This is a genomic window from Rhodococcus sp. OK302 (assembly GCF_002245895.1).
GTDB lineage: Bacteria > Actinomycetota > Actinomycetes > Mycobacteriales > Mycobacteriaceae > Rhodococcus_F.
Window position 1 is genome coordinate 3,182,424 of sequence record NZ_NPJZ01000001.1, and the last position, 21,623, is coordinate 3,204,046.

A 21,623-nucleotide genomic window follows, 5' to 3' on the forward strand; every position below is an offset into this window, starting at 1 on the left:
GGCATGGCTGAACAGAGCACTGACAAGACTGCATCCACTGAACTCTGGGTAGAGCGCACCGGAACCCGCCTGTATACCGGCAAGAGTTCTCGCGGCGCCGAGGTGTTGATCGGCTCGGAATCCGTACCGGGAGTGTTCACGCCGGGTGAACTCCTCAAGATTGCACTGGCAGCCTGCTCGGGTATGAGTTCTGATTTCCCCATCTCGCGGCGTCTCGGTGACAACTACGACGCCACGATTCGGGTATCGGGAACCGCTGATCGGGAGAACGAGGTGTACCCGCAACTGGACGAGGTTCTCGAACTCGATCTCAGCGAACTCGACGCGGACGCGCAGGAGCGATTGATCACGCTGATCGAACGTTCCGTCGAGAAAGTCTGCACCGTCGGTCGCACACTCAAGGCCGGTACCAAGGTCACGCTGACAATCGACACGGAGGCTTGATGCTCCGCGCCGGCTGTGTCGTTGCTGCGCTGGCAGTGAGTTGCACTGTGGCAGTTGCAGGTCCGGCGGCTGCAGCAGCCGGGGACGGTTGTGGTCCGTGGACGTCGACGCTCGTCACTTCCGGCGCGGGGATGCTCGAAAATTTGGAATTCGACGGCGCCGGGTCGATGGTGCTGTCGCAATCGGCGATCGTCGGCCAGGGTTCACTGCTGACGATGTCGCCGGACGGAAGTCGAAAGACTCTGGTGAACAACGTGAACGGGCCGGGTGGGCTGGTTGCGCAAGATGGTGCTGTGTATTTCACCACCGGAAACTCCACTGTGTCAGGCCTGTTCGGGATCGCGGATGGAAGTCTGGGACGGGTTGATACCTCGGATGCTTCGGTGACCACCGTCGCTGATTCTCTGGTGATGCCCAATGGCCTTGTTGCACTCGGTGGTGATCGTTTTCTGACTACGCGAACTCTCGCAGATCCCGGACTCACGGTGATCGGGCGTGACGGTCAGACGACGGTCGTGCGCCGAGACCTCGGGACCGTCGACGGATTGGCACGTTCGGGCCGGAATGTCTTTGTCACAACAACGTTCGACCTCACGACAGCGATCCACATTCTCGACGCCGACGATCTGTTTGGGCCGGTGAGGACTATCACGCTTCCGGGCTTCGGGCCGGCCAACATGGCTGACGATCTCACAGTCGGTCCGGATGGGGCGTTGTACGTGGCGTTCAATGCCGGTGGCAAGGTTGTGCGAGTGGATCCGGAGTGGGGAACGTCGTGTGACATCGCTTCCGGTCTGCCGTTGACGTCGGCCGTGAAGTTCGGTGCGGGACCGGGCTGGGATCCGAATGCTCTGTACACCACCAGTTTTCTGGGTGACGTGCACCGCCTTGATCGGGTGAGTGGTGGTCCGTCATGACTGATCCGGTGCGGTTGACCGCGTGGGTACACGGATTTGTTCAGGGCGTCGGGTTCCGCTGGTGGACCCGCGCTCGTGCCTTGGAGTTGGGTTTGGTCGGATACGCGTCGAATCAACGGGACGGCCGCGTTCTCGTTGTCGCCGAAGGTGATCGAGAGTCCGCGCAAATGCTGCTCACGCTTCTGCGTTCGGGGACCACTCCGGGAACCGTTGACCTGGTGGTAGAGAGTTGGGACACAACGCGCGGAGACCTGTCCGGGTTCGTCGAACGCTGACTCCGAGGACGGTAAAGTTTCACCCATGCACCTCAAGAGTCTGACGCTCAAAGGCTTCAAGTCCTTTGCGTCGGCAACGACTCTTCGGTTCGAGCCCGGCATAACCTGCGTCGTCGGCCCCAACGGTTCCGGAAAATCCAATGTCGTCGACGCGCTCTCCTGGGTGATGGGTGAGCAGGGCGCCAAGGCGCTTCGCGGCGGCAAAATGGAAGATGTCATCTTCGCGGGAACATCCGGCCGGGCACCGCTGGGCCGCGCCGAAGTGACGTTGACCATCGACAACTCCGACGGCGCGCTCCCGATCGACTATTCCGAAGTGTCGATTACGCGTCGGATGTTCCGTGATGGCGCCGGCGAGTACGAGATCAACGGCTCTTCGTGCCGGTTGATGGACGTTCAGGAACTGCTCAGTGACTCGGGTATCGGTCGCGAGATGCACGTGATCGTCGGGCAAGGCAGGCTCGCTGCGATCTTGGAATCGCGCCCCGAGGATCGTCGAGCGTTCATCGAGGAGGCCGCCGGTGTCCTCAAGCACCGGCGCCGCAAGGAAAAGGCCGTACGCAAGCTTGATTCGATGCAGGCCAACCTCGCTCGGCTGAGCGACCTCACCGCAGAACTGCGACGCCAACTCAAACCACTCGGGCGTCAGGCCGAGGTTGCTCGCCGCGCCCAGACGGTGCAGGCAGACCTGCGTGACGCCAAGATGCGGTTGGCTGCCGACGATCTGGTGACCAAGCGCACCGATCTCAGCGACCAAGCGCAAGACGAAAAGGTGGCGCGCGAGCAGCACAATCAGGTGGCGGCCGCGCTTGACGAGGCCAATCTGGAACTTGGCCGGCAAGAGCAGGCCCTGGCTCGGCTCACGCCCGGTGCAGAAGCGGCGGCGCAGAGTTGGTTTCAGCTGTCGGCTCTGGCCGAACGCGTCACTGCAACTGTGCGCATTGCCCGGGAACGTGCGCGTCATCTCGATACCGAACCCGTCGGTGGCCGCGGCCAGGATCCAGATGAGATGGAGGCGCGCGCCGAGCGTTTGGCAGCGGAGGAAGCCGAACTGGTCGAGGCTGTCGAGATTGCGCGCGCAGCGTCCGAAGCGGCCCGTGAACAACTCTTGGCTACCGAAGATGCTGCCGCCGAAGCGGAACGAGCTCACATGGCGGAAGTTCGGGCCGTCGCAGACCGCCGTGAAGGCCTGGCCAGGTTGTCCGGTCAGGTAGATACTCTACGGACGCGAGTCGAATCGGTGGATGCGGACAGAGCTCGGCTCACCGAAGCCATCGGGGAGTCGACGCTCCGCGCCGCTACTGCCGAAGAAGAGTTCGAGGCGGCGGCGGCGAGCATCGGCGATCTCGACGCCGGTGAGGTCGGACTGGACACCAACCACGAACGGGCGCTCGAGGCTCTCGGTCTGATCAATCGGCGAGTCGACGAGTTGCGCGCCGAAGAGAAGTCGAGCGGACAGCGCATTGCGTCGCTCCGGGCACGCATCGAAGCACTGTCAATGGGGTTGCAGCGCAAGGACGGCGCCGGTTGGCTCCTCGAGCACTTCGAAGGCGTCACAGTCTCACTGGCCGGCGAGATGCGTGTGGAACCGGGATACGAAACCGCGATTGCGGCGGCACTGGGTCCGGCAGCGGATGCCGTTGTCGCGCAATCGCTGAACGTTGCTCAGTTGGCAGTGGCAGCTCTCGTGGAACGCGATGGTGGTCAAGCGTCGTTGATCGTTCGCGGTGTGGGAGACACTTCTGTATCGGTCGATCTCCCGCCGGGCGTTCGACGCGCCGTGGACGTCATCGAGTGCCCGGACGACCTGCGGGCCGGAATCAATGCCTTACTGGGCGACGTCGTTCTGGTCGAGAACCTCGACGACGCGGTTCGAGTAGTAGCTGAGCACAATGCAATTCGCGCCGTCGACAGATCCGGAAATCTCCACGGAACGGGTTGGCTCATCGGCGGCTCCGATCGACGTCCGAGCACACTCGAAGTCCAAGCCGCTATCGATATCTCTGCCGCAGAGTTGGACCAGACACAGGGGCGGTCCGAGGAATTGGAAGCAGCATTGGCCGGGGGACTGGCCGAGCAGGCTGCACGGCAGGAAACCGCGGAACAGACTCTGGCCGCGCTCAACGAGTCGGATGCAGCGATGTCGTCGATCTACGAACATCTGGGGCGCTTGGGTCAGGCAGTCCGTATCGCGAACACAGAATCGGAGCGCTTGAGTGCCGAGCGTGATCGTGTGGAATCCGGTCGGGATGAATCGCTCACTGCGCTAGCAGAATTGGAAGAACGTCTCAGGCTTGCCGAGAGTGACGGGAGTGCGGAGGCCGGAGCGCCGGAATCGACCGCCACCGACCGTGAGATGGCAGCAGCGGCACTCGCCGAAGTGCGCATTGTCGAAATGGATGCGCGGCTCACCGTGCGAACTGCCGAGGAGCGAGCCGAATCCGTTCGAGGCAAAGCAGATTCGCTGCGCCGCGCAGCCGCGGCTGAACGGGAGGCACGGGTTCGCGCCGAGCGGGCACTGAAAGCGCGCGCTCACGCCGCCGAAGTTGCTGCGGCTGTTGCAGAATCCGGCCGACGAGTGGCGACGGAACTCGAGGGCGTCGTAGCGTCGGCGGTGGCGCATCGTGACGAACTGTCACAGGCTCGAACCGAATGCATGGCAAAACTCGATCAGGTTCGAGAGATCGTCAAAGCGCTCACAGGGCAGTTGGCGTCGTTGACCGATGCCGTTCACCGCGACGAGGTGGCCAAGGCCCAGGCCGCGCTGCGCATCGAGCAACTCGAAGAGTCCATTCTCGAGCAGTACGGGATCGGCCTCGACGATCTGATTGCCGAGTACGGACCTGACGTCGAGCTGCCCCCGACGGCGCTGGAGTTGGAGGAGTACGAGCACGCCAAGGAACGCGGCGAGCAGGTCACCGTGCCGGCGCCCGCGCCCTACGACCGAAGTACTCAGGAGCGTCGAGCCAAACGAGCGGAGAAAGACCTCGCGACTCTGGGCCGGGTCAATCCGTTGGCACTGGAAGAATTTGCCGCGCTCGAAGAGCGATACACCTTCCTGTCCACACAACTCGAGGACGTCAAGACAGCGCGCAAGGATCTCCTGGCGGTGGTGGCGGACGTCGACGCCCGGATCCTGCAGGTGTTCACCGAAGCCTTCGCGGACGTCCAGCGAGAGTTTGTCGGAGTCTTCGCGACACTATTTCCCGGGGGAGAAGGCCGACTGGTTCTCACCGATCCGTCGGACATGCTCACCACCGGCATCGAGGTCGAAGCCCGCCCGCCGGGAAAGAAGGTCAAGCGGTTGTCCTTGCTCTCCGGTGGAGAGAAATCGCTGACTGCCATCGCGATGCTTGTCGCGATTTTCCGCGCCAGGCCGTCACCGTTCTACGTCATGGACGAAGTGGAAGCGGCACTCGACGACACCAATTTGCGTCGACTCATCGGATTGTTCGAACAGTTGCGTGAAAAATCGCAGCTGATCGTCATCACGCACCAGAAACCGACCATGGAAATTGCCGACGCTCTGTACGGGGTCAGCATGCGCGGCGACGGAATTACCGCCGTCATTTCACAACGATTACGCGGCCAAGACCTCGCCGTTCGGTAAGGCCTGGTCACTTTCTCCCGCCAAGCCTGAAAGAATAGCTCGGTGACTACCCAGGCTTGGATCATCATCGCGGCTGTAGCGGCCGTAATACTCATTGCCCTCGTGGCTGGTTTCCTGCGCTACCGCAGCAGTCAGGTGTCGCTCAAGGCGCCCGAGACGAAGCCGGAACTCGGTGCCCCCGAGAAGGACAAGTCAGGCGGCTACAAAGCCGGTGGCGGGTTCAGTTTCAGTGAGGGGTCCACCGCGACGGCACCACCGGTGACGGTGGAACCGGAAAAGCCCGTCGAGCCGAAACCGATTCCGGTTGTCGAGGAACCGGTTGTCGAGAAGGCTCCGGTTGTTGAAGAGCCGGTTGTTGAAGAGCCGGTTGTCGAAGAGACGCCAGTTGCTGAAGCGCCGGTCGTCGAGAAGGCTCCGGTTGTCGAGGAACCTGTCGTCGAAGAGGCGCCGGTTGTAGAAGAGGCACCGGTTGTCGAGGAGACGCCAGTTGCTGAAGCGCCGGTTGTCGAGAAGGCTCCGGTTGTCGAGGAACCTGTCGTTGAAGAGGCGCCGATTGTCGAAGAGCCGGTTGTCGTGGAGCCCGCGCCTCGGGTTCTCGACGAGATCGACCCGACGGAGGGCCGGCTTGATCGCCTGCGCGGTCGACTTTCACGTTCGCAGTCCGCGGTCGGCAAGAGCTTGCTCGGCCTTCTCGGAGGCGGCGACCTGGACGAGGATTCGTGGGAAGAGGTCGAGGACACCCTGCTGATCGCGGATATCGGCTCGGCTACGACGGAGAAGATCGTCACCACCTTGCGGGCGCAGATGGCGGCTCGCAGTGTTCGAACCGAGGCGGCAGCGCGCGCTCTGCTGCGTGAGGTCCTGATCGCGCAACTGCGTCCCGAGCTGGATCGCTCGATCCGGGCAATTCCGCACGATAACCACCCGGCCGTCCTCCTGGTCGTCGGTGTCAACGGAACCGGCAAGACCACCACGACGGGCAAGTTGGCTCGCGTTCTGGTCGCGGACGGACGACGGGTAATTCTGGGTGCTGCAGATACGTTCCGTGCCGCTGCGGCCGATCAGTTGCAGACGTGGGCCGAGCGCGTCGGCGCCGAGGTGGTTCGGGGTAAGGAAGGTGGAGACCCCGCAGCGATTGCCTTCGACGCGGTGGCCCGCGGTATCGAGGAGGGTGTCGACGTCGTGCTGATCGACACTGCCGGCCGTTTGCACACCAAGACCGGTTTGATGGACGAACTCGGCAAGGTCAAGCGCGTTATCGAGAAGAAGGCATCGGTCGACGACGTTCTACTGGTTCTCGACGCGACAGTCGGTCAGAACGGGCTCGCTCAGGCTCGTGTGTTCGCTGAGGTTGTCGACATCACCGGCGTTGTGCTGACCAAGTTGGATGGCACGGCAAAGGGCGGAATCGTCTTCCAGGTTCAGCATGAACTCGGCGTTCCGGTCAAGCTTGTCGGCCTCGGTGAAGGTGCCGACGATTTGGCTCCGTTCGAGCCGGGAGCGTTTGTCGACGCCCTCTTGGGCTGATTCTGCTGTGCGCCTTTATTAGCCCCCCGCGGGTAGTAAAGGCGCACAGTGGGGGTCGAAAAAGGCGTAGTTGGCACTACGAAACTTACTTGCAACAAAATTGGGTAATTGGTTCACGTCCGCGAAACGCGAGCGCGCCACGGACGAAACACCAGCCCAGCAGTCTTCTACTCAACGACGTGCAACCCAAGCACGTGCGACTAGGAGGTAGTAAGTGAGTACCGACGAATTGTTGGCGAACTCCGGTAACGCCGCATGGATGCTGATGGCCGCGTCTCTGGTCCTGTTGATGACACCTGGCGTCGCGTTCTTCTACGGCGGCATGTCACGGTCGAAGTCCGTGCTCAACATGATGATGATGTCGTTCGGTTCGATGGCCGTAATCGGTGTCATTTACGTGCTGTGGGGTTGGTCGATGTCCTACGGCACCGAAAACATCGGTGGCATATTCGCGAATCCGTTCGAGTTCTTCGGACTTAAGGACAGCATCACCGACGCGGACGGTAATTTCATTGCCGGCGCCTGGGGCTATCCCAATGTCATCGATATCGCTTTTCAGGTGACGTTCGCAATTATCACGACCGCACTTATCAGCGGTGCTTTGGCTGAGCGCGTGAAGTTCGGTACGTGGATGCTCTTCTCGGGCATCTGGGTCACGGTTGTCTACTTCCCGCTCGCTCACATGGTGTGGGGCGGCGGATTGCTCTCGGGTTCCGAGGACGGCATTGCCGCGAAGATGTTCGGAACCATGGTCAATGACGACGGAGTCACCGTCGCCAATGTTGCACCGATCGACTTTGCCGGTGGCACGGTCGTTCACATCAACGCCGGTATTGCTGCTCTGGTTCTCGCCTTGATCGTCGGCAAGCGCGCCGGGTTCGGCAAGACCGCGTTCCGTCCGCACAACCTGCCGTTTGTCATGCTCGGTGCAGCGCTTCTGTGGTTCGGTTGGTTCGGCTTCAATGCAGGTTCGGCATTTGCCGCCGACGGTAACGCCGGTCTCGCCTGGATCAACACCACCACCGCCACCTGTGCGGGAATCCTGGCCTGGTTGCTCACGGAGCGTATCCGCGACGGCCACGCCACCAGCCTTGGTGCTGCTTCCGGTGCGGTTGCCGGTCTGGTCGCCATCACCCCCGCAGCGGGCACGCTGAGTCCCGTTGGCTCGATCTTCCTCGGCGCGGTCGCCGGCATTCTGTCCGCTCTGGCAGTCGGCCTGAAGTTCCGCTTCGGCTTCGACGATTCGCTCGACGTTGTGGGTGTCCACTTGGTTTCAGGACTGTGGGGCACTATCGGTATCGGATTCTTCGCTACGTCGACAGGTTTGTTCTACGGCGGCGACTACAAGCAACTGGTGGTTCAGATCGTGATTGCACTGTCAGCTCTCATCTTCACCGGCGTACTTACCGCGATTATCGGCTTCGCTCTCAAGCCTCTCGGCTGGCGAATCTCGGCCGAGGACGAAGCACGCGGCATCGACGAGACCCAACACGCAGAGACCGCATACGACCTCGCGTGATCAGCACGTGATTAGAGTGAAATCGCAGCACTTCAGAGTTGGAAAGGGATGAGCACATGAAGCTGATCACAGCAATCGTCAAGCCGTTCACGCTCGAGGACGTCAAAACCGGGCTCGAGCAGGCCGGGGTGCTGGGTATGACAGTCAGCGAAGTTCAGGGTTACGGTCGCCAGAAGGGCCACACCGAGGTGTACCGAGGTGCGGAGTATTCCGTGGACTTCGTGCCGAAGGTTCGGGTTGAGGTCGTTGTCGACGACGCGGCGGTGGACAAGGTGGTCGAGGTGATCGTGGAGGCTGCCCGCACCGGCAAGATCGGTGACGGCAAGGTTTGGGTTTCACCGGTCGAGTCGGTTATCCGGGTTCGCACCGGCGAACGCGGTAGCGATGCACTCTGACCCGAAAGGGTCCGAGAACTTCGGCCCTGGTTCCGTCGCCAAAGCGACGGGGCCAGGGCCGGTCTCGTCAGGGCGATCCGACGAAGCCGCGGACCTGGCCCGCGCACGAAAGGCCCTGTTGACCGGCGGTGCCGCGAAACGCAAGCTCGACGCTCCGGCTCTGCGACATGCTCTGGTGGACCTGCATGAGTTCTGGCTCACCACCAAGGGTGCAGAACTGGGAATCAAACCGGATTGCGGATTTGCGATAGTGGCGGTCGGTGGACTGGGGCGGCATGAACTGCTGCCGTATTCCGATCTTGATCTGATCTTGTTGCACGACGACATGGACCCAGCGGTGGTGGCGCAGGTTGCGGACAGCCTCTGGTACCCGCTCTGGGATGCACACATCAAACTCGACCACAGTGTGCGGACCATTCCGCAGGCACTTCAGGTTGCGGCGACGGATATCACCGCCTCGCTCGGCATGCTCGAGGCTCGGCACATCGCCGGCGACGTCGAGCTGAGCAATCTGCTGATCAGCGGTGTCCGACGGCAGTGGCGGATGGATATTCGAAGTCGATTCGACGAGCTGATCGCTCAGACCCGCACGCGGTGGGAACGCAGCGGTGAGATCGCCCATCGAGCCGAGCCGGATCTCAAGAGCGGTCGCGGGGGATTGCGTGACGTGCAGCTGCTCAATGCCCTCTCGATAGCGCAGTTGACGGACGGTATGCCTGGTCTCGGTCCCAATTCGCCGGGTGGCGGCCTGGCTTTGGCGCATCGGCGATTGCTGGACGTGCGTACCGAATTGCATCGTGTTGCCGGTCGTGCCCGAGATCAGCTGCGCGCGCAGGACGCGGACGAGATCGGTGCGGCATTGCGGATCGGTGACCGCTTCGACCTCGCTCGTCTGCTCAGTGAATCGGCGCGCACTATCAGCTACTCGGTGGACGTCGGAATCCGTACTGCTGGAAACTCTTTGCCTCGCCGTGGCTTGTCGCGGTTGCGCCGGGCACCCGTTCGTCGACCGCTCGACGAAGGGGTTGTCGAGCATGCCGGGGAAGTGGTGCTGGCGCGCGATGCCCGGCCCAAGAAGGATCCGGGACTCATCATGCGGGTGGCGGCCGCTGCGGCGTCCGGCGGCCTGCCGATCTCGGCGTCGACGCTGAATCGGTTGGCGGACAACGCTCCTGAATTGCGTGAGCCGTGGCCCAAGAATGCTGTCAACGATCTTCTGGTGTTGCTGGGGTCAGGTTCGCGCGCCGTGCCGGTCATCGAGGCTCTTGATCGCACGGGACTGTGGGGGCGACTGTTGCCGGAATGGGGCACTATTCGCGACCTGCCACCGCGCGACGCGGTGCATACCTGGACCGTTGATCGGCATCTTGTCGAAACTGCCGCGTATGCAAGCGGATTCACGACGCGGGTCGCTCGGCCGGATCTGCTGATGCTCGGCGCTCTGATTCACGACATCGGAAAGGGTCGCGGGGGCGATCACAGTGTTGTCGGCGCAGAGTTGGCTACCGCGATCGGAAATCGGTTGGGGCTCTGGCCTTCCGACGTGGCAACGCTGGCCGCGATAGTGCGACATCACTTGTTGTTGCCGGAAACTGCGACGCGTCGAGATCTGGATGATCCGGCGACGGTCCAGCGGGTTGTCGATGCTCTCGACGGTGACGGAACTCTGTTGGATCTGCTGCATGCACTCGCCGAGGCCGATTCTCTGGCAACCGGACCGGGAGTGTGGGGTGACTGGAAATCGACGTTGATCGGTGAACTGGTGCGCCGCTGCCGCCTGCTGATGGCCGGGGAGGAATTGCCGGTACCCGACCCTCTGGACCCGCAGCAGTTGTCGGTCGCCGAGGACGGCGGTGTGCATGTGTCCTTGGTTCCGGCCGAGAATCTGCACAGCTTCCTCGTCACGATCATCGCCCCGGATACGCCGGGGTTGCTTTCGCGAGCCGCGGGCGTTCTCGCGTTGGCGTCGTTGCGGGTGCATTCCGCTTCGCTCGGAGCCCACGGGGGATCGGCGGTCAATACGTTCGTGGTGACGCCGCGGTTCGGGACTCCACCGCAGGCGGTGCTGCTCCGTCAGGAATTGATCCGCGCGTCGGCGGGTGAGTTGAACTTGCTCGACCTGCTCGACGCCAAGGAAGCTGAAGCGCGGGCCGACCAATGGGAGGATCCGATTCAGGCGAACAAGAATTCGGCTGTGCCGGTTCTGTACGCGCAGGCCCCACCGCGGGTGATCTGGTTCGACTCTCCCGGTGACGGTCAGGCGATCCTCGAGCTTCGCACCGAGGATCGGGTCGGGTTGCTCTGCCGTTTGGCTGCGGCGCTCGAGCACAGCGGTGCCGATATTCGGTGGGCGAAGGTCGCAACCCTGGGTTCGTCCGTCATCGACTCGTTCTGTCTCGACTTCGGACAGGCCGATTCGCGGGCGATCCGGGAACGTGTGGAGGACGCAGTTCTCGGTGTCGTCCCGCTGCCCTATCCGGAGAAGAAAGCCGACTAGAGACGGTTACGTCCGCATCGGCTGGGATCGATGCGGACGTAGCAGCTAGGCTGGTGCCCGAGAATATCCACGGCCAACTCGCACGACATTCAGGAGCGCACTCGGTGTTCGAATCCCTTTCCGACAGATTGACCGGATCTCTCAAGGATCTGCGTGGTAAGGGTCGTCTGTCCGGCGCCGATATCGACGCTACGGCCCGTGAGATCCGCCTCGCACTTCTCGAGGCCGACGTGGCGCTGCCCGTGGTGCGCAGCTTCATCGCCAAGGTCAAGGAACGCGCGAAGGGCGTCGAGGTTTCCGGCGCACTCAACCCGGCCCAGCAGGTCGTCAAGATCGTCAACGAAGAACTCGTTCAGGTTCTCGGCGGCGAAACGCGTCGACTGCAGTTCGCGAAGAACCCGCCGACGGTCATCATGCTGGCCGGTCTGCAGGGTTCCGGTAAGACCACGTTGGCCGGAAAGCTGGCCAAGTGGCTCAAGGACCAGGGCCACACGCCCCTTCTGGTCGCTTGTGACCTTCAGCGCCCCGGCGCCGTCACTCAGCTGCAGATCGTCGGTGAGCGCGCGGGAGCAGCAGTCTTCGCGCCGCATCCCGGCACCTCCATCGGTGGTGGCGACAACGCACTCGGTGTCTCCGCTGCCGACCCCGTCGAGGTAGCGCGCGCGGGTGTCGAAGAAGCACGCAACAAGCATTACGACGTGGTCATCGTCGATACGGCCGGTCGCCTCGGTATCGATTCGGAGTTGATGGCTCAGGCCGCCGGCATCCGTGACGCCGTCAACCCCGACGAAACCATCTTCGTTCTCGACTCGATGATCGGTCAGGACGCGGTCAGCACCGCCGACGCTTTCCGTGAGGGAGTCGGCATCACCGGCGTCGTCCTCACCAAGCTCGACGGCGACGCCCGAGGCGGCGCCGCGCTGAGCGTCCGTGAGGTCACCGGCCAGCCGATTCTGTTTGCGTCCACAGGCGAGAAGCTCGAAGACTTCGACGTCTTCCACCCCGACCGTATGGCCAGCCGCATCCTCGGCATGGGTGACGTTCTCAGCCTCATCGAGCAGGCCGAGCAGGTCTTCGATGCCGATCAGGCCGAGGCAACTGCCGCCAAGATCGGTTCCGGCCAGCTCACTCTCGAAGACTTCCTCGACCAGATGATGGCCGTGCGCAAGATGGGCCCGATCGGCAATCTCCTGGGAATGCTCCCCGGTGCCGGCGGCATGAAGGACGCGCTCGCCAACGTCGACGAGAAGCAACTCGACCGCATTCAGGCCATCATTCGCGGTATGACGCCGGCCGAGCGCGAAGATCCCAAGATCATCAACGCGTCACGTCGACTGCGGATCGCCAACGGCTCGGGTGTCAAGGTTTCCGACGTCAACCAGCTGGTTGACCGGTTCTTCGACGCTCGAAAGATGATGGCCGCCATGGCCGGTCGTATGGGCCTGCCCGGCGCACGTAAGCAGGTTCGTAGCAAGAAGGGCAAGAAGGGCAAGAAGGGTGGCAAGGGCCCGACGCAGCCCAAGATGCGCGGAGGATTCCCCGGTATGGGCGGATTCCCGGGTATGCCTGGCGGAATGCCCGCGGGAATGCCGGATCTTTCCGGGATGCCTCCGGGACTCGACCAGTTGCCTCCCGGACTCGAAGGCATCGACCTTTCGCAGCTCAAGCTTCCCAAGAAGTAGAAAATGAGTGTTCTGCATCTGCGGGGGATCGGTCTGCCCGACGCTGCGCCCATCGAACTGTGGGTTGTCGACGGCCGGATCACCTTCGAACCGGTCTCCGGTGCCGAGACCGTCGTGGAATCGGGCTGGATCGCTCCGGGACTCGTCGACGCGCATTGCCATGTCGGAATCCGCTTCGGCGGCGGTGGCGGCGAAAGCATCGAGGGTTTGATTGCGCAGGCCGAAACCGAGCGTGACGCGGGAGTGCTGTTGTTGCGCGACGCCGGTTCACCCGTCGATACCCGTTTCATTGATGAGCGTCTCGATCTCCCGCGGATCATTCGCGCCGGTCAGCACATTGCTGCGCCTAAGCGATACATCCCGGGCTTGCCCGTTGATCTCGACGACGAATCGCAGCTTCCCGCCGAGGTAGCGCGTCAAGCGCGGGCCGGCGACGGCTGGGTCAAACTCGTCGGCGACTGGATCGATCGTTCCGTCGGGGACCTTGCGCCGCTGTGGAGCGATGAGATTCTGGTCGAGGCGATTGCGGCAGCTCATGCCGAAGGTGCCAAGGTGACGGCGCATGTATTTGCCGAAGATGCTCTGCCCGGTCTGATCAACGCCGGTATCGACTGCATCGAACACGGCACGGGGTTGACGGACGAGACCATCGATTTGATGGTCTCCCGCGGCACCGCGTTGGTGCCGACGCTCATCAACATCGCGACATTCCCCGGAATTGCGGACTCGGCAACGCGGTACCCGATTTACGCCGCGCACATGCGCGATCTGCATGCCCGACGCCATCAGACGATTCGCGCTGCGCATGAGGCGGGCATCCCCATCTATGCCGGAACCGACGCCGGGGGATCGATCCTGCACGGGCGCATCGCGGACGAGGTGGCCGAACTCCAATTGGCCGGGCTGTCGGCGCACGACGCTCTCGGGGCGGCTTGCTGGGACGCACGTGGCTGGCTGGGGGCGCCAGGGATCGTCGAAGGGGCGCCCGCTGACCTCGTTGTATTCGAGGAAGATCCGCGCGGAAACACAGCGGTGCTGTCGAAGCCCACTCGAGTGATGCTTCGCGGGAACCTTTTCGACTGAATTCGGCTCCCCGGATTTCACCGGGGGAACCGGATCTGGCAGAATAGACGACTGTTCGTCGCAATCGGTTACGTACCGCTGCGACGGTCACAGGTTAGAGGCAAAACCGGACTCACAAATTCGTGTGAGTTGCTGAATTGCACGTGACACGCGCGCCGCATTCGTGCGCGCTGAAGGAGTACCACAGCCATGGCTGTCAAGATCAAGCTCACCCGCCTCGGCAAGATCCGCAACGCCCAGTACCGCGTTGTCATCGCCGACGCTCGCACCCGTCGCGACGGCCGTTCGATCGAAACGATCGGCAAGTACCACCCGAAGGAAGAGCCTTCCTTCATCGAGATCGACTCCGAGCGCGCACAGTACTGGTTGGGCGTTGGCGCACAGGCCACCGAGCCCGTCGAAGCTCTCCTCAAGATCACCGGTGACTGGCAGAAGTTCAAGGGCCTCCCGGGCACCGAAGGCACCCTGCGTGTCAAGGAAGCCAAGCCCTCCAAGCTCGAACTCTTCCAGGCTGCCCTCGCGCAGGCTGAGAGCGAGCCGGTTGCTGAAGCAATCACCCCCAAGAAGAAGAAGGCAGCCAAGGCCGAAGAGGCTAAGGCAGAAGACACCGCGGCCGACGCCGAGGCTCCCGCTGCAGACGCCGAGGCTGCTGACAAGTGAGTGCCGTCGTCGCTGATGCGGTAGAGCATTTGGTTCGCGGCATTGTCGCCAATCCTGACGACGTTCGCGTCGAACTGATGACCGGACGCCGTGGACGTACCGTCGAGGTGCATGTGCATCCTGACGATCTCGGCAAGGTCATCGGCAGGGGCGGACGTACCGCGACCGCTCTGCGGACCCTGGTCTCCGGTATCGGTGGCCGTGGCATTCGCGTCGACGTCGTCGACACCGATCAGTAGACGGCAGAAACAGTGGAACTCGTAGTCGGCCGTGTCGCAAAGTCACACGGCATCAAAGGTGAGCTTGTCGTCGACGTTCGTACTGACGAACCCGAAGAACGCTTTGCCGTAGGCACCGTGCTGAACGGACACAAGCCGCGCGAGTCGACACTGAAGTCGTACACGGTAGAAGCTGCCCGGAATCATTCCGGGCGGCTTCTGCTGCGGCTTGTCGGTATCGCCGATCGAGGCGAAGCAGATGCCTTGCGGGGCACGATGTTTGTCATCGACACCGCAGATCTCGAGCCGTCCGACGATCCGGACGAGTTCTACGATCACGAACTCGAAGGTCTGAAGGTCGTACTGGCCGACGGCACCGAAGTTGGTTCCGTGATCGAGGTATTGCATTCCGCCGCAGGCGAATTGCTCTCCATCAGGCGCGTCGGTGAGACATCCGGCGAGTTGTTGGTTCCGTTTGTCGCTGCAATCGTGACAAAGGTGTCCACGGCCGACGGTCTCATCGAGATCGCACCCCCGGAAGGCCTTCTCGACCCGGACTTCGGCGACAAGTCGAACTCCGATAGCGACTGATCGTTTCATGCGTCTCGACGTAGTAACCATCTTTCCCGAGTATCTCGAACCGCTTCGTGCTGCCCTGCTGGGCAAGGCAATTGAACGTGGCTTGATCTCGGTGGACGTTCACGATCTTCGATCCTGGACGCAAGACGTACACAAGGCCGTCGACGATTCCCCGTACGGCGGGGGACCGGGCATGGTCATGAAGCCCACGGTCTGGGGTCCCGCTCTCGACGACGTCATCGGACGTTCCGAATCCGAGGGGCCGGACGACGCGGAAACAATTCTGGTGGTGCCCACTCCCGCCGGTGTTCCGTTTACTCAGGCCACAGCCGAGCGTTGGTCGAAGGCAAAGCATCTGGTCTTCGCGTGCGGTCGGTACGAGGGTATCGATCAGCGAGTCTTCGACGACGCGGCCAAGCGCGTGCGTGTCGAGGAAGTCAGCATCGGTGATTACGTGCTGATCGGCGGTGAAGCAGCTGTCCTCGTGATGGTCGAATCTGTTGTCCGTCTGATGCCCGGTGTTCTCGGCAATCAGCTTTCACACCAAGAGGATTCGTTCTCGGACGGACTTCTCGAAGGCCCCAGCTACACACGCCCCGCAGTGTGGCGAGACCTCGAGGTTCCGCCGGTTCTGCTGTCCGGTGATCACGCCAAGGTCAAGGCGTGGCGTCATGAGCAGTCTCTGGCCCGCACCGCCGAGCGTCGGCCGGATCTCCTGCCGTAGTCGCCCATCGGGCCCACCGCTGAGTGCGACTGTGCTCAACTTCACGTTTGGGTTGGGTATTCTCGCACCGTGACGACCACGATGCCTACGGCAAACGGAACTGCGTTCGAGGACGCAATCGTTATCGACTGCTGCACGGTTTCTGCACCGAGTTGGCAATGAGCGCATTGAGAACCAGGCTTGACTGCCTGGTCGGTATCGACCACGTGGCGATCGGGACCGATTCGGAGGCAACGCCTGGATGTGTCTCGCCCGAGTTGGCCTATCTGCAAGGCGAGGTCGGCCGGATGAACCTCGGAGCGCGCCACAGCATCCGTGAAATTTCGGACGGGATGGGCATGCGCAAGTCCGGTACGAAGCCGTTGACGTACGTCGACATGGTGGCTGCCCTCGCGAACAGTAACTGGGGTGCCCGGGGGTTCGAGAGTGTGGGGGGAGATGCCTAGCCTCGCCGATGCTCTCGTGGAGTCGGGCTGGTCGGACGAGAATCTGACCGTGATGCAGTCCGACCCCGATGCCGTCTGTAACTGTGATCAGGCGCGACGGGTCGGACTACGCCGGAACGAGAAGTAGCGGTGCCCGAAGAAGCTCACGCCGGCGACGATCAGCATTACCACTGCCTGCGCCGGCAGTGGTGGCGCATGGAAAACGGATACGGCAATCGTCGCGAGGATCAGGTTGAGCGCAAGTCCGCCTGAGTTGACGACGACAAACGCCGCGAGATCGCGGGCCACCTGGCCGCGTACCCGGAAAACCAGAGTCCGGTGCAGCACAAACGCTATGAGAACGCTGACGCTGTAGGCGCCGATCAGTGCAACCTGGTAGAGCTTCTCGTTGTCGAGTATCAGCATCCATAGAACGAACAGCAGGTACCCGATCACCGTATTTGCCACTCCGACAATGGCAAACGCGATCGGCTGGTGTTTCACGATCCGCAGAAGCGGCCCCGGGTCGGCCGTGTGGGCCTCTTCGGTACTCACGGCAAAGCGCTCGGAGCATCGGCAATTCGGTCACGTCGACGGCCGCGCAGGTACATCCATTCGAGGACGCCGAGTCCGGCCAATCCTGCGACTGCCGAGGCCGCGCCGATCTTCCAGCCGGGTGGTCGCCAGGTCAGAACCAGTTCGGCATCCTTCGTGCCGGCCGGAACATCCACGGTGACAAAGGACTTGGCGACGACGTCGATGGGGACGGGCTCGCCGTTCAACGTCGCTCGGTAGCCCGGCCAGCCCAAGCGTGCGAACACGACCTTTCCGCCGCTTTCCGAGCTCACTCGAAGGGTGCTCGACAGGTTCGATTCGGCAATCGAAGTTGCTTCTACGCCTTGGGTATCGGAGATTCGACCGTTCCGTGTGGAGACCGGTCCGTCGACCCGTTCGAGTACCGAAATGTACTTCTCGTGGCCGGGATAGTCGACCCATTTCCAGCCGTCGGGCGCGGGCCCGCTACGAGCATTCGGATACAGGGCGTTCTGCAGGACAACTCGGTCTACGTTCATCAGATCGACGAAAGTGCGGCCGGTGACCGGTTCGACGGCGAAAGCGTTTCGGAACGCGTCGGGGCACACGCTCATGTCCCAACGCATGCACAGGATATTGCCGAAGTAGTAGTGCCCGTTAGGGGTGTAGCCGCTGGTGTAGGTGAGCCCCAGGTCCTTGGGGTAGTTGCCGAATGCGAGTGATCCGTAGGCGCCACCCAATGTGCGGTCGCCCGGTGCGATCAGGGCGCGATCCGCGAGTTGCAGTGTTGTGCCGTCGAAATCGGGGAACGCTGCAGTCATGTCCGAACGAGATTCTGGAAGATTCCAGCTCATCGGTGTCGGTTGCGCGGCCCGAACCTGGGCGTAGGCGATGGGGGAGACTGCGGCTATCGCGAGGAGGCACGCGGCCGCTGTGCCCTTGGTGCGGCCGAGCCAGATCATGATGCCGCCGAGGCCGGCGACCAGGAGAACTGAGAGTAGGTGCCACTCCAGCAGGCTGGGGGCGGCCGACGCGGACCGCACCAGCAGTAGTCCGATCAGGATGCCTGCAGCGGTGAGGCGTCGTCGCAAGTTGTTGGTGGTGGCGTACCGGCCCAGGAGAGTGCAGACCAGTACCAGCAGTCCGATTGCAACCATCGGCAGGACGCGGGCCGGCCACCGCAAGGGGCCGATGTTGCTCGGTCCGGCAGTCCACATCAGCACGGCGGCAGTGAAGATTCCGACGCTGGTCAGTTCGCGTGCGGCGCCGCGGGCCTTGCCCCAGTCGATGAATGCCAGCGCGGGGATCAGGAACCAGGCGATGTAGACCATCGGCATGGTCTGGATGTAGCCCCACCAGGAGGTGAATGCCGGCAAGGTGCTGGGCAGGCTGGCGTTCAGAGATTCCGACCACGGAACCGCGAGGAATTGGTCGTTCTTGATCTCCGATGCGCCCCGCCAGGTGACGTCGGCGGTGAGCACACTCGGGATATAGGTGGCCATGCCGGCCAGTGCGGCGCTTGCAGCCACTGCAAGCAGTCGCAGAGACGGTTTCCAGCGTCGTTGGTAGACAACCTCACCGATGGCCACCGCAGCGATCATCAGGGCGGATTCGACGGCCGGGAAAACGTATTGGACGGAGATTGCCAGATACAGGAACACGAAGGTCGGTACAGGCCCGCTCTTGCCGCGGGAGTACCGGATCGCCGACGCCCACGCCTGCACCATCCAGGCGGTGCCGGTGAACGCTGTCATCCAGCTGGCTTCGTCGAAGAACAGCAAGAATCCGGTGAACGGAATCGATACCCCGGCGACCGCAGCCCAAGCAGGCGTCGAACGGTATTCGAGGCAGATCCGATACACACCGAGTCCGAGAATGATCGCGAAGATCAACTTTACGAGCGTGGCGTACAACGCCAAGTTGTCGAACGATGGCGCGATCAGGTTGATCAGGAGCTGTGGTGGGTTGAGAAGGCCGGCTTCCTCGATGGCGTAGTTGCCCGCCATCCAATGCTCGGGGATCAACACCGGTAGGTTGCCCGTGCGTAGATGCTGCCCGAGCATCACCCACAAGGGGGCGTACTGGGATTCGGTGTCGTCGGTGTAGAAATGGCGAGCATTGGCGAGGATGACCGCCACATATCCCGCGATCACACCGACTGCTGTAACAGCGCCCCATTTATATACGTCGAGCCGGGCGTGACCACGAGTTTCCACCACGAGTTCCAGACCTTAACATCGGTGACTCCGCCGCCGGTGACGCGTGGGTCCGAACCGGCGGGATCATTCAAGGTCCGGACATGTTCGCGTGTTAAAGTTCGCGACGATGTGAGGCCGGTGGCCCACATTCTCGGCACAAGCCGAGACCCTCGAAGGGAGCAGAAGCGAGTGCACTCGATTTCCGTCGTAGTGCCCGTTTACCAGGGCGAGAAGACCATTACGGCGTTGGTCGAGGAATTGGACGGACTCTCCGGTCCGTGTGTCAGTTCCGCCGGTGCAGAGTTCAGCGTCGACGAGGTAGTTCTGGTTCACGACAACGGTCCGGACCGGTCCGATGTTGTTCTTCTCGAGTTGGAACGCCGCTTCGAGCAGGTTCGTGTTGTCTGGCTCAGCCGCAACTACGGCCAGGACGCCGCAACGATCGCCGGGATGGCTGCTGCTCGCGGTGATTGGGTAGTGACGATGGACGAGGACGGGCAGCACGATCCCGCCTGCATCGGTTCCTTCCTGGATACGGCACTGGCCGAGCGTGCCGACCTCGTTTATTCCAAGCCCACCAACACCCGTCCGCACGGATTCTTGCGAAACGTGACGTCAAGGGGCGCAAAGACTGTTCTGGCGACGGTATTTTCGTTCCCGGCATCAGCGCGATTCGAAAGCTTCCGGCTCATCCGCGGAGATATCGGTCGGCAACTCGCAGAGGTCGCCGCCAATGGCGCTTACCTTGACGTCGCCTTGACCTGGGTAGTGGGAAACACCGCGTCGGTACCGGTTGTTTTGCGCGCTGAGGGGCGCGAGGAGTCGGGATACAACTATCGCCGGCTGTTTTCGTTGTTCTGGAAGATGGTGTTGTGCAGCGGAACCCGCGGCCTGCGGGTGGTCAGCCTGCTCGGCGTGACTCTTGCGCTCGCCGGTGTGATCGTGGCTGCGGTGATCTTCGTTCAAGCCGTGACCGGCGACAACAACGACCCCGAGGGGTGGGCGTCGATGATCGTGGCGCTCCTCGTGTGCTCGGGCGCAATCCTGTTCTCACTCGGCCTCATTGCCGAGTATCTCGGCGTGGCACTGCATATCCTGGTGGGCAAACCGCTGTACCTGAAGGTGGATTCGCCGCGGTGGGCGGATTCAGGTTCCAGTCCGTCACGCGTGGCATCCGAAACGAACGGCGTAGCTCGTGAACACTGACCGCATCATCTTCAGTCGTCCCTACCGTGCCGCAAACGAATTGAACAATCTGGCAACGGTTCTGGAGTCGGATCACATTCACGGCGACGGCCGATTCACGGCGTCGTCGACGGCCAGAATCAAGGAAATTACCGGCTCGAAGCACGCTCTGCTGACCACGTCCTGCACCCATGCGCTCGAACTGGGCGGGCTACTGCTGGAGCTCGGACCGGGCGACGAGGTGATCGTCCCGAGTTTCGCATTCAGTTCCGCGGCCACCGCAGTGGCGCTCCGAGGCGCGACCATCGTGTTTGTCGATATCGACTTGGCGACCGGAAACATCGACCCCGCAGCAGTCGCCGACGCAATCACAGCGCGCACCAAAGCTGTACTCGTCATGCACTACGGCGGTGTGGCCGCTGACATGGAACCGTTGTCGGCGCTCGCCCAGCAGTATGGAATCGCCCTCATCGAGGACAACGCACACGGATTGGGCGGTTCCTGGCGGGGACGCAAACTTGGCACCATCGGGGCCGTCGGCACCCAGAGTTTCCACGATACGAAGAACATTCACTGCGGCGAGGGTGGCGCACTGCTGCTCTCCGACGACACGCTCATGGAGCGCGCCGAGATCATCCGGGAAAAGGGCACGAACCGGGCTCGGTTCCTCCGAGGCCAGGTGGATAAGTACTCGTGGCAGGACATCGGTTCGAGCTATCTCCCCAGTGAGCTGAATGCGGCGGTGCTGGACGCTCAACTGTCCGAGTTCGAAACAGTCCAGGCGCAGCGGCATCGAGTGTGGGACGGCTACCGCACGGGCTTGGCGGACTGGGCGCAGGAGCGCGACGTCCATCTCATGACGGTCCCGCCGGACTGCGAGCACACCGCTCACCTGTTCTACCTCAGGATGCCGAACGAGCAGATTCGTGACGGAATGATTCGCCATGTGGCCGAGCAGGGAATCGTGGCACCGTTTCACTATGTTCCGCTCGATTCCAGTGCCGCCGGGAAACGTTACGGCAGAACGCCGCAACCGTGCGTCCGCAGTGAATTGTTTTCGACGACAATTCTGCGACTTCCGTTGTGGCCCATGTTGAGCGCAGATCAGCAAGATCGCGTTGTGGATGCGGTGACGTCGTACAGCTGGTGAG

Annotated in this window: 19 protein-coding genes; 17 read left to right on the forward strand and 2 right to left on the reverse strand. The window is 62.4% G+C overall.

Annotated features, from left to right (window positions below; all coding sequences use genetic code 11):
- Nucleotides 1–3: 3 nt before the first annotated feature.
- From BDB13_RS14620 to BDB13_RS14690, 15 genes are all read left to right on the forward strand, one after another.
- Complete coding sequence (locus BDB13_RS14620; protein ID WP_094272270.1) at nt 4–444, forward strand: OsmC family protein; 441 nt, start codon at nt 4–6, stop codon at nt 442–444.
- On the forward strand, nt 444–1,361 hold the full coding sequence (locus tag BDB13_RS14625; protein ID WP_094272271.1) for an SMP-30/gluconolactonase/LRE family protein: 918 nt from the start codon (nt 444–446) through the stop codon (nt 1,359–1,361). Before BDB13_RS14620 ends, BDB13_RS14625 begins: the two co-directional genes overlap by 1 nt.
- Complete coding sequence (locus BDB13_RS14630; protein ID WP_094272272.1) at nt 1,358–1,636, forward strand: acylphosphatase; 279 nt, start codon at nt 1,358–1,360, stop codon at nt 1,634–1,636. The genes BDB13_RS14625 and BDB13_RS14630 overlap by 4 nt, the downstream gene beginning before the upstream one ends.
- Before the next feature lie 25 nt (nt 1,637–1,661).
- Entirely contained in the window at nt 1,662–5,246 is a 3,585-nt protein-coding gene (smc, locus tag BDB13_RS14635) for a chromosome segregation protein SMC (RefSeq protein ID WP_094272273.1), read from the forward strand.
- A 42-nt stretch (nt 5,247–5,288) separates the two neighbouring features.
- On the forward strand, nt 5,289–6,773 hold the full coding sequence (gene ftsY / locus BDB13_RS14640; protein ID WP_094272274.1) for a signal recognition particle-docking protein FtsY: 1,485 nt from the start codon (nt 5,289–5,291) through the stop codon (nt 6,771–6,773).
- 214 nt (nt 6,774–6,987) lie between these two features.
- Nucleotides 6,988–8,292, forward strand: coding sequence for an ammonium transporter (locus BDB13_RS14645; protein WP_254922822.1), 1,305 nt, complete (start codon nt 6,988–6,990; stop codon nt 8,290–8,292).
- 56 nt (nt 8,293–8,348) lie between these two features.
- Nucleotides 8,349–8,687: a P-II family nitrogen regulator gene (locus tag BDB13_RS14650; protein WP_094272275.1), complete on the forward strand. Its 339-nt coding sequence runs from the start codon at nt 8,349–8,351 to the stop codon at nt 8,685–8,687.
- The gene (locus BDB13_RS14655) at nt 8,677–11,184 is read left to right on the forward strand and encodes a [protein-PII] uridylyltransferase (RefSeq protein ID WP_094272276.1); all 2,508 of its coding nucleotides are present in this window, start codon (nt 8,677–8,679) and stop codon (nt 11,182–11,184) included. The genes BDB13_RS14650 and BDB13_RS14655 overlap by 11 nt, the downstream gene beginning before the upstream one ends.
- 104 nt (nt 11,185–11,288) lie before the next feature.
- Nucleotides 11,289–12,866: a signal recognition particle protein gene (ffh, locus tag BDB13_RS14660; RefSeq protein ID WP_094274926.1), complete on the forward strand. Its 1,578-nt coding sequence runs from the start codon at nt 11,289–11,291 to the stop codon at nt 12,864–12,866.
- Between the two features lie 3 nt (nt 12,867–12,869).
- Entirely contained in the window at nt 12,870–13,949 is a 1,080-nt protein-coding gene (locus BDB13_RS14665; RefSeq protein ID WP_094272277.1) for an amidohydrolase family protein, read from the forward strand.
- A 189-nt stretch (nt 13,950–14,138) separates the two neighbouring features.
- Nucleotides 14,139–14,609, forward strand: a complete 471-nt coding sequence (gene rpsP / locus BDB13_RS14670) for a 30S ribosomal protein S16 (protein ID WP_094272278.1) — start codon at nt 14,139–14,141, stop codon at nt 14,607–14,609.
- A complete protein-coding gene (locus BDB13_RS14675; RefSeq protein ID WP_033236551.1) occupies nt 14,606–14,848 on the forward strand; it encodes an RNA-binding protein in 243 nt (80 codons plus the stop codon). Before rpsP ends, BDB13_RS14675 begins: the two co-directional genes overlap by 4 nt.
- 12 nt (nt 14,849–14,860) lie before the next feature.
- A complete protein-coding gene (gene rimM, locus BDB13_RS14680; protein WP_094272279.1) occupies nt 14,861–15,418 on the forward strand; it encodes a ribosome maturation factor RimM in 558 nt (185 codons plus the stop codon).
- A 7-nt stretch (nt 15,419–15,425) separates the two neighbouring features.
- Entirely contained in the window at nt 15,426–16,130 is a 705-nt protein-coding gene (trmD, locus tag BDB13_RS14685) for a tRNA (guanosine(37)-N1)-methyltransferase TrmD (protein WP_094272280.1), read from the forward strand.
- A 158-nt stretch (nt 16,131–16,288) separates the two neighbouring features.
- Nucleotides 16,289–16,576, forward strand: a complete 288-nt coding sequence (locus BDB13_RS14690; protein ID WP_141210641.1) for a hypothetical protein — start codon at nt 16,289–16,291, stop codon at nt 16,574–16,576.
- A gap of 87 nt (nt 16,577–16,663) precedes the next feature.
- Here the strand turns inward: BDB13_RS14690 and BDB13_RS14695 are convergent, their stop codons facing one another.
- Nucleotides 16,664–17,110, reverse strand: coding sequence for a GtrA family protein (locus BDB13_RS14695; RefSeq protein WP_094272282.1), 447 nt, complete (start codon nt 17,108–17,110; stop codon nt 16,664–16,666).
- A complete protein-coding gene (locus BDB13_RS14700) occupies nt 17,107–19,305 on the reverse strand; it encodes a hypothetical protein (protein ID WP_094274927.1) in 2,199 nt (732 codons plus the stop codon). Before BDB13_RS14700 ends, BDB13_RS14695 begins: the two co-directional genes overlap by 4 nt.
- Before the next feature lie 171 nt (nt 19,306–19,476).
- Here BDB13_RS14700 and BDB13_RS14705 point away from each other — a divergent pair, with 171 nt between their 5' ends.
- Both BDB13_RS14705 and rffA read left to right on the forward strand, forming a co-directional pair.
- Nucleotides 19,477–20,493: a glycosyltransferase gene (locus BDB13_RS14705; RefSeq protein ID WP_094272283.1), complete on the forward strand. Its 1,017-nt coding sequence runs from the start codon at nt 19,477–19,479 to the stop codon at nt 20,491–20,493.
- Nucleotides 20,483–21,622, forward strand: a complete 1,140-nt coding sequence (gene rffA, locus BDB13_RS14710) for a dTDP-4-amino-4,6-dideoxygalactose transaminase (RefSeq protein WP_094272284.1) — start codon at nt 20,483–20,485, stop codon at nt 21,620–21,622. Before BDB13_RS14705 ends, rffA begins: the two co-directional genes overlap by 11 nt.
- The last annotated feature ends 1 nt before the right edge of the window (nt 21,623 follow it).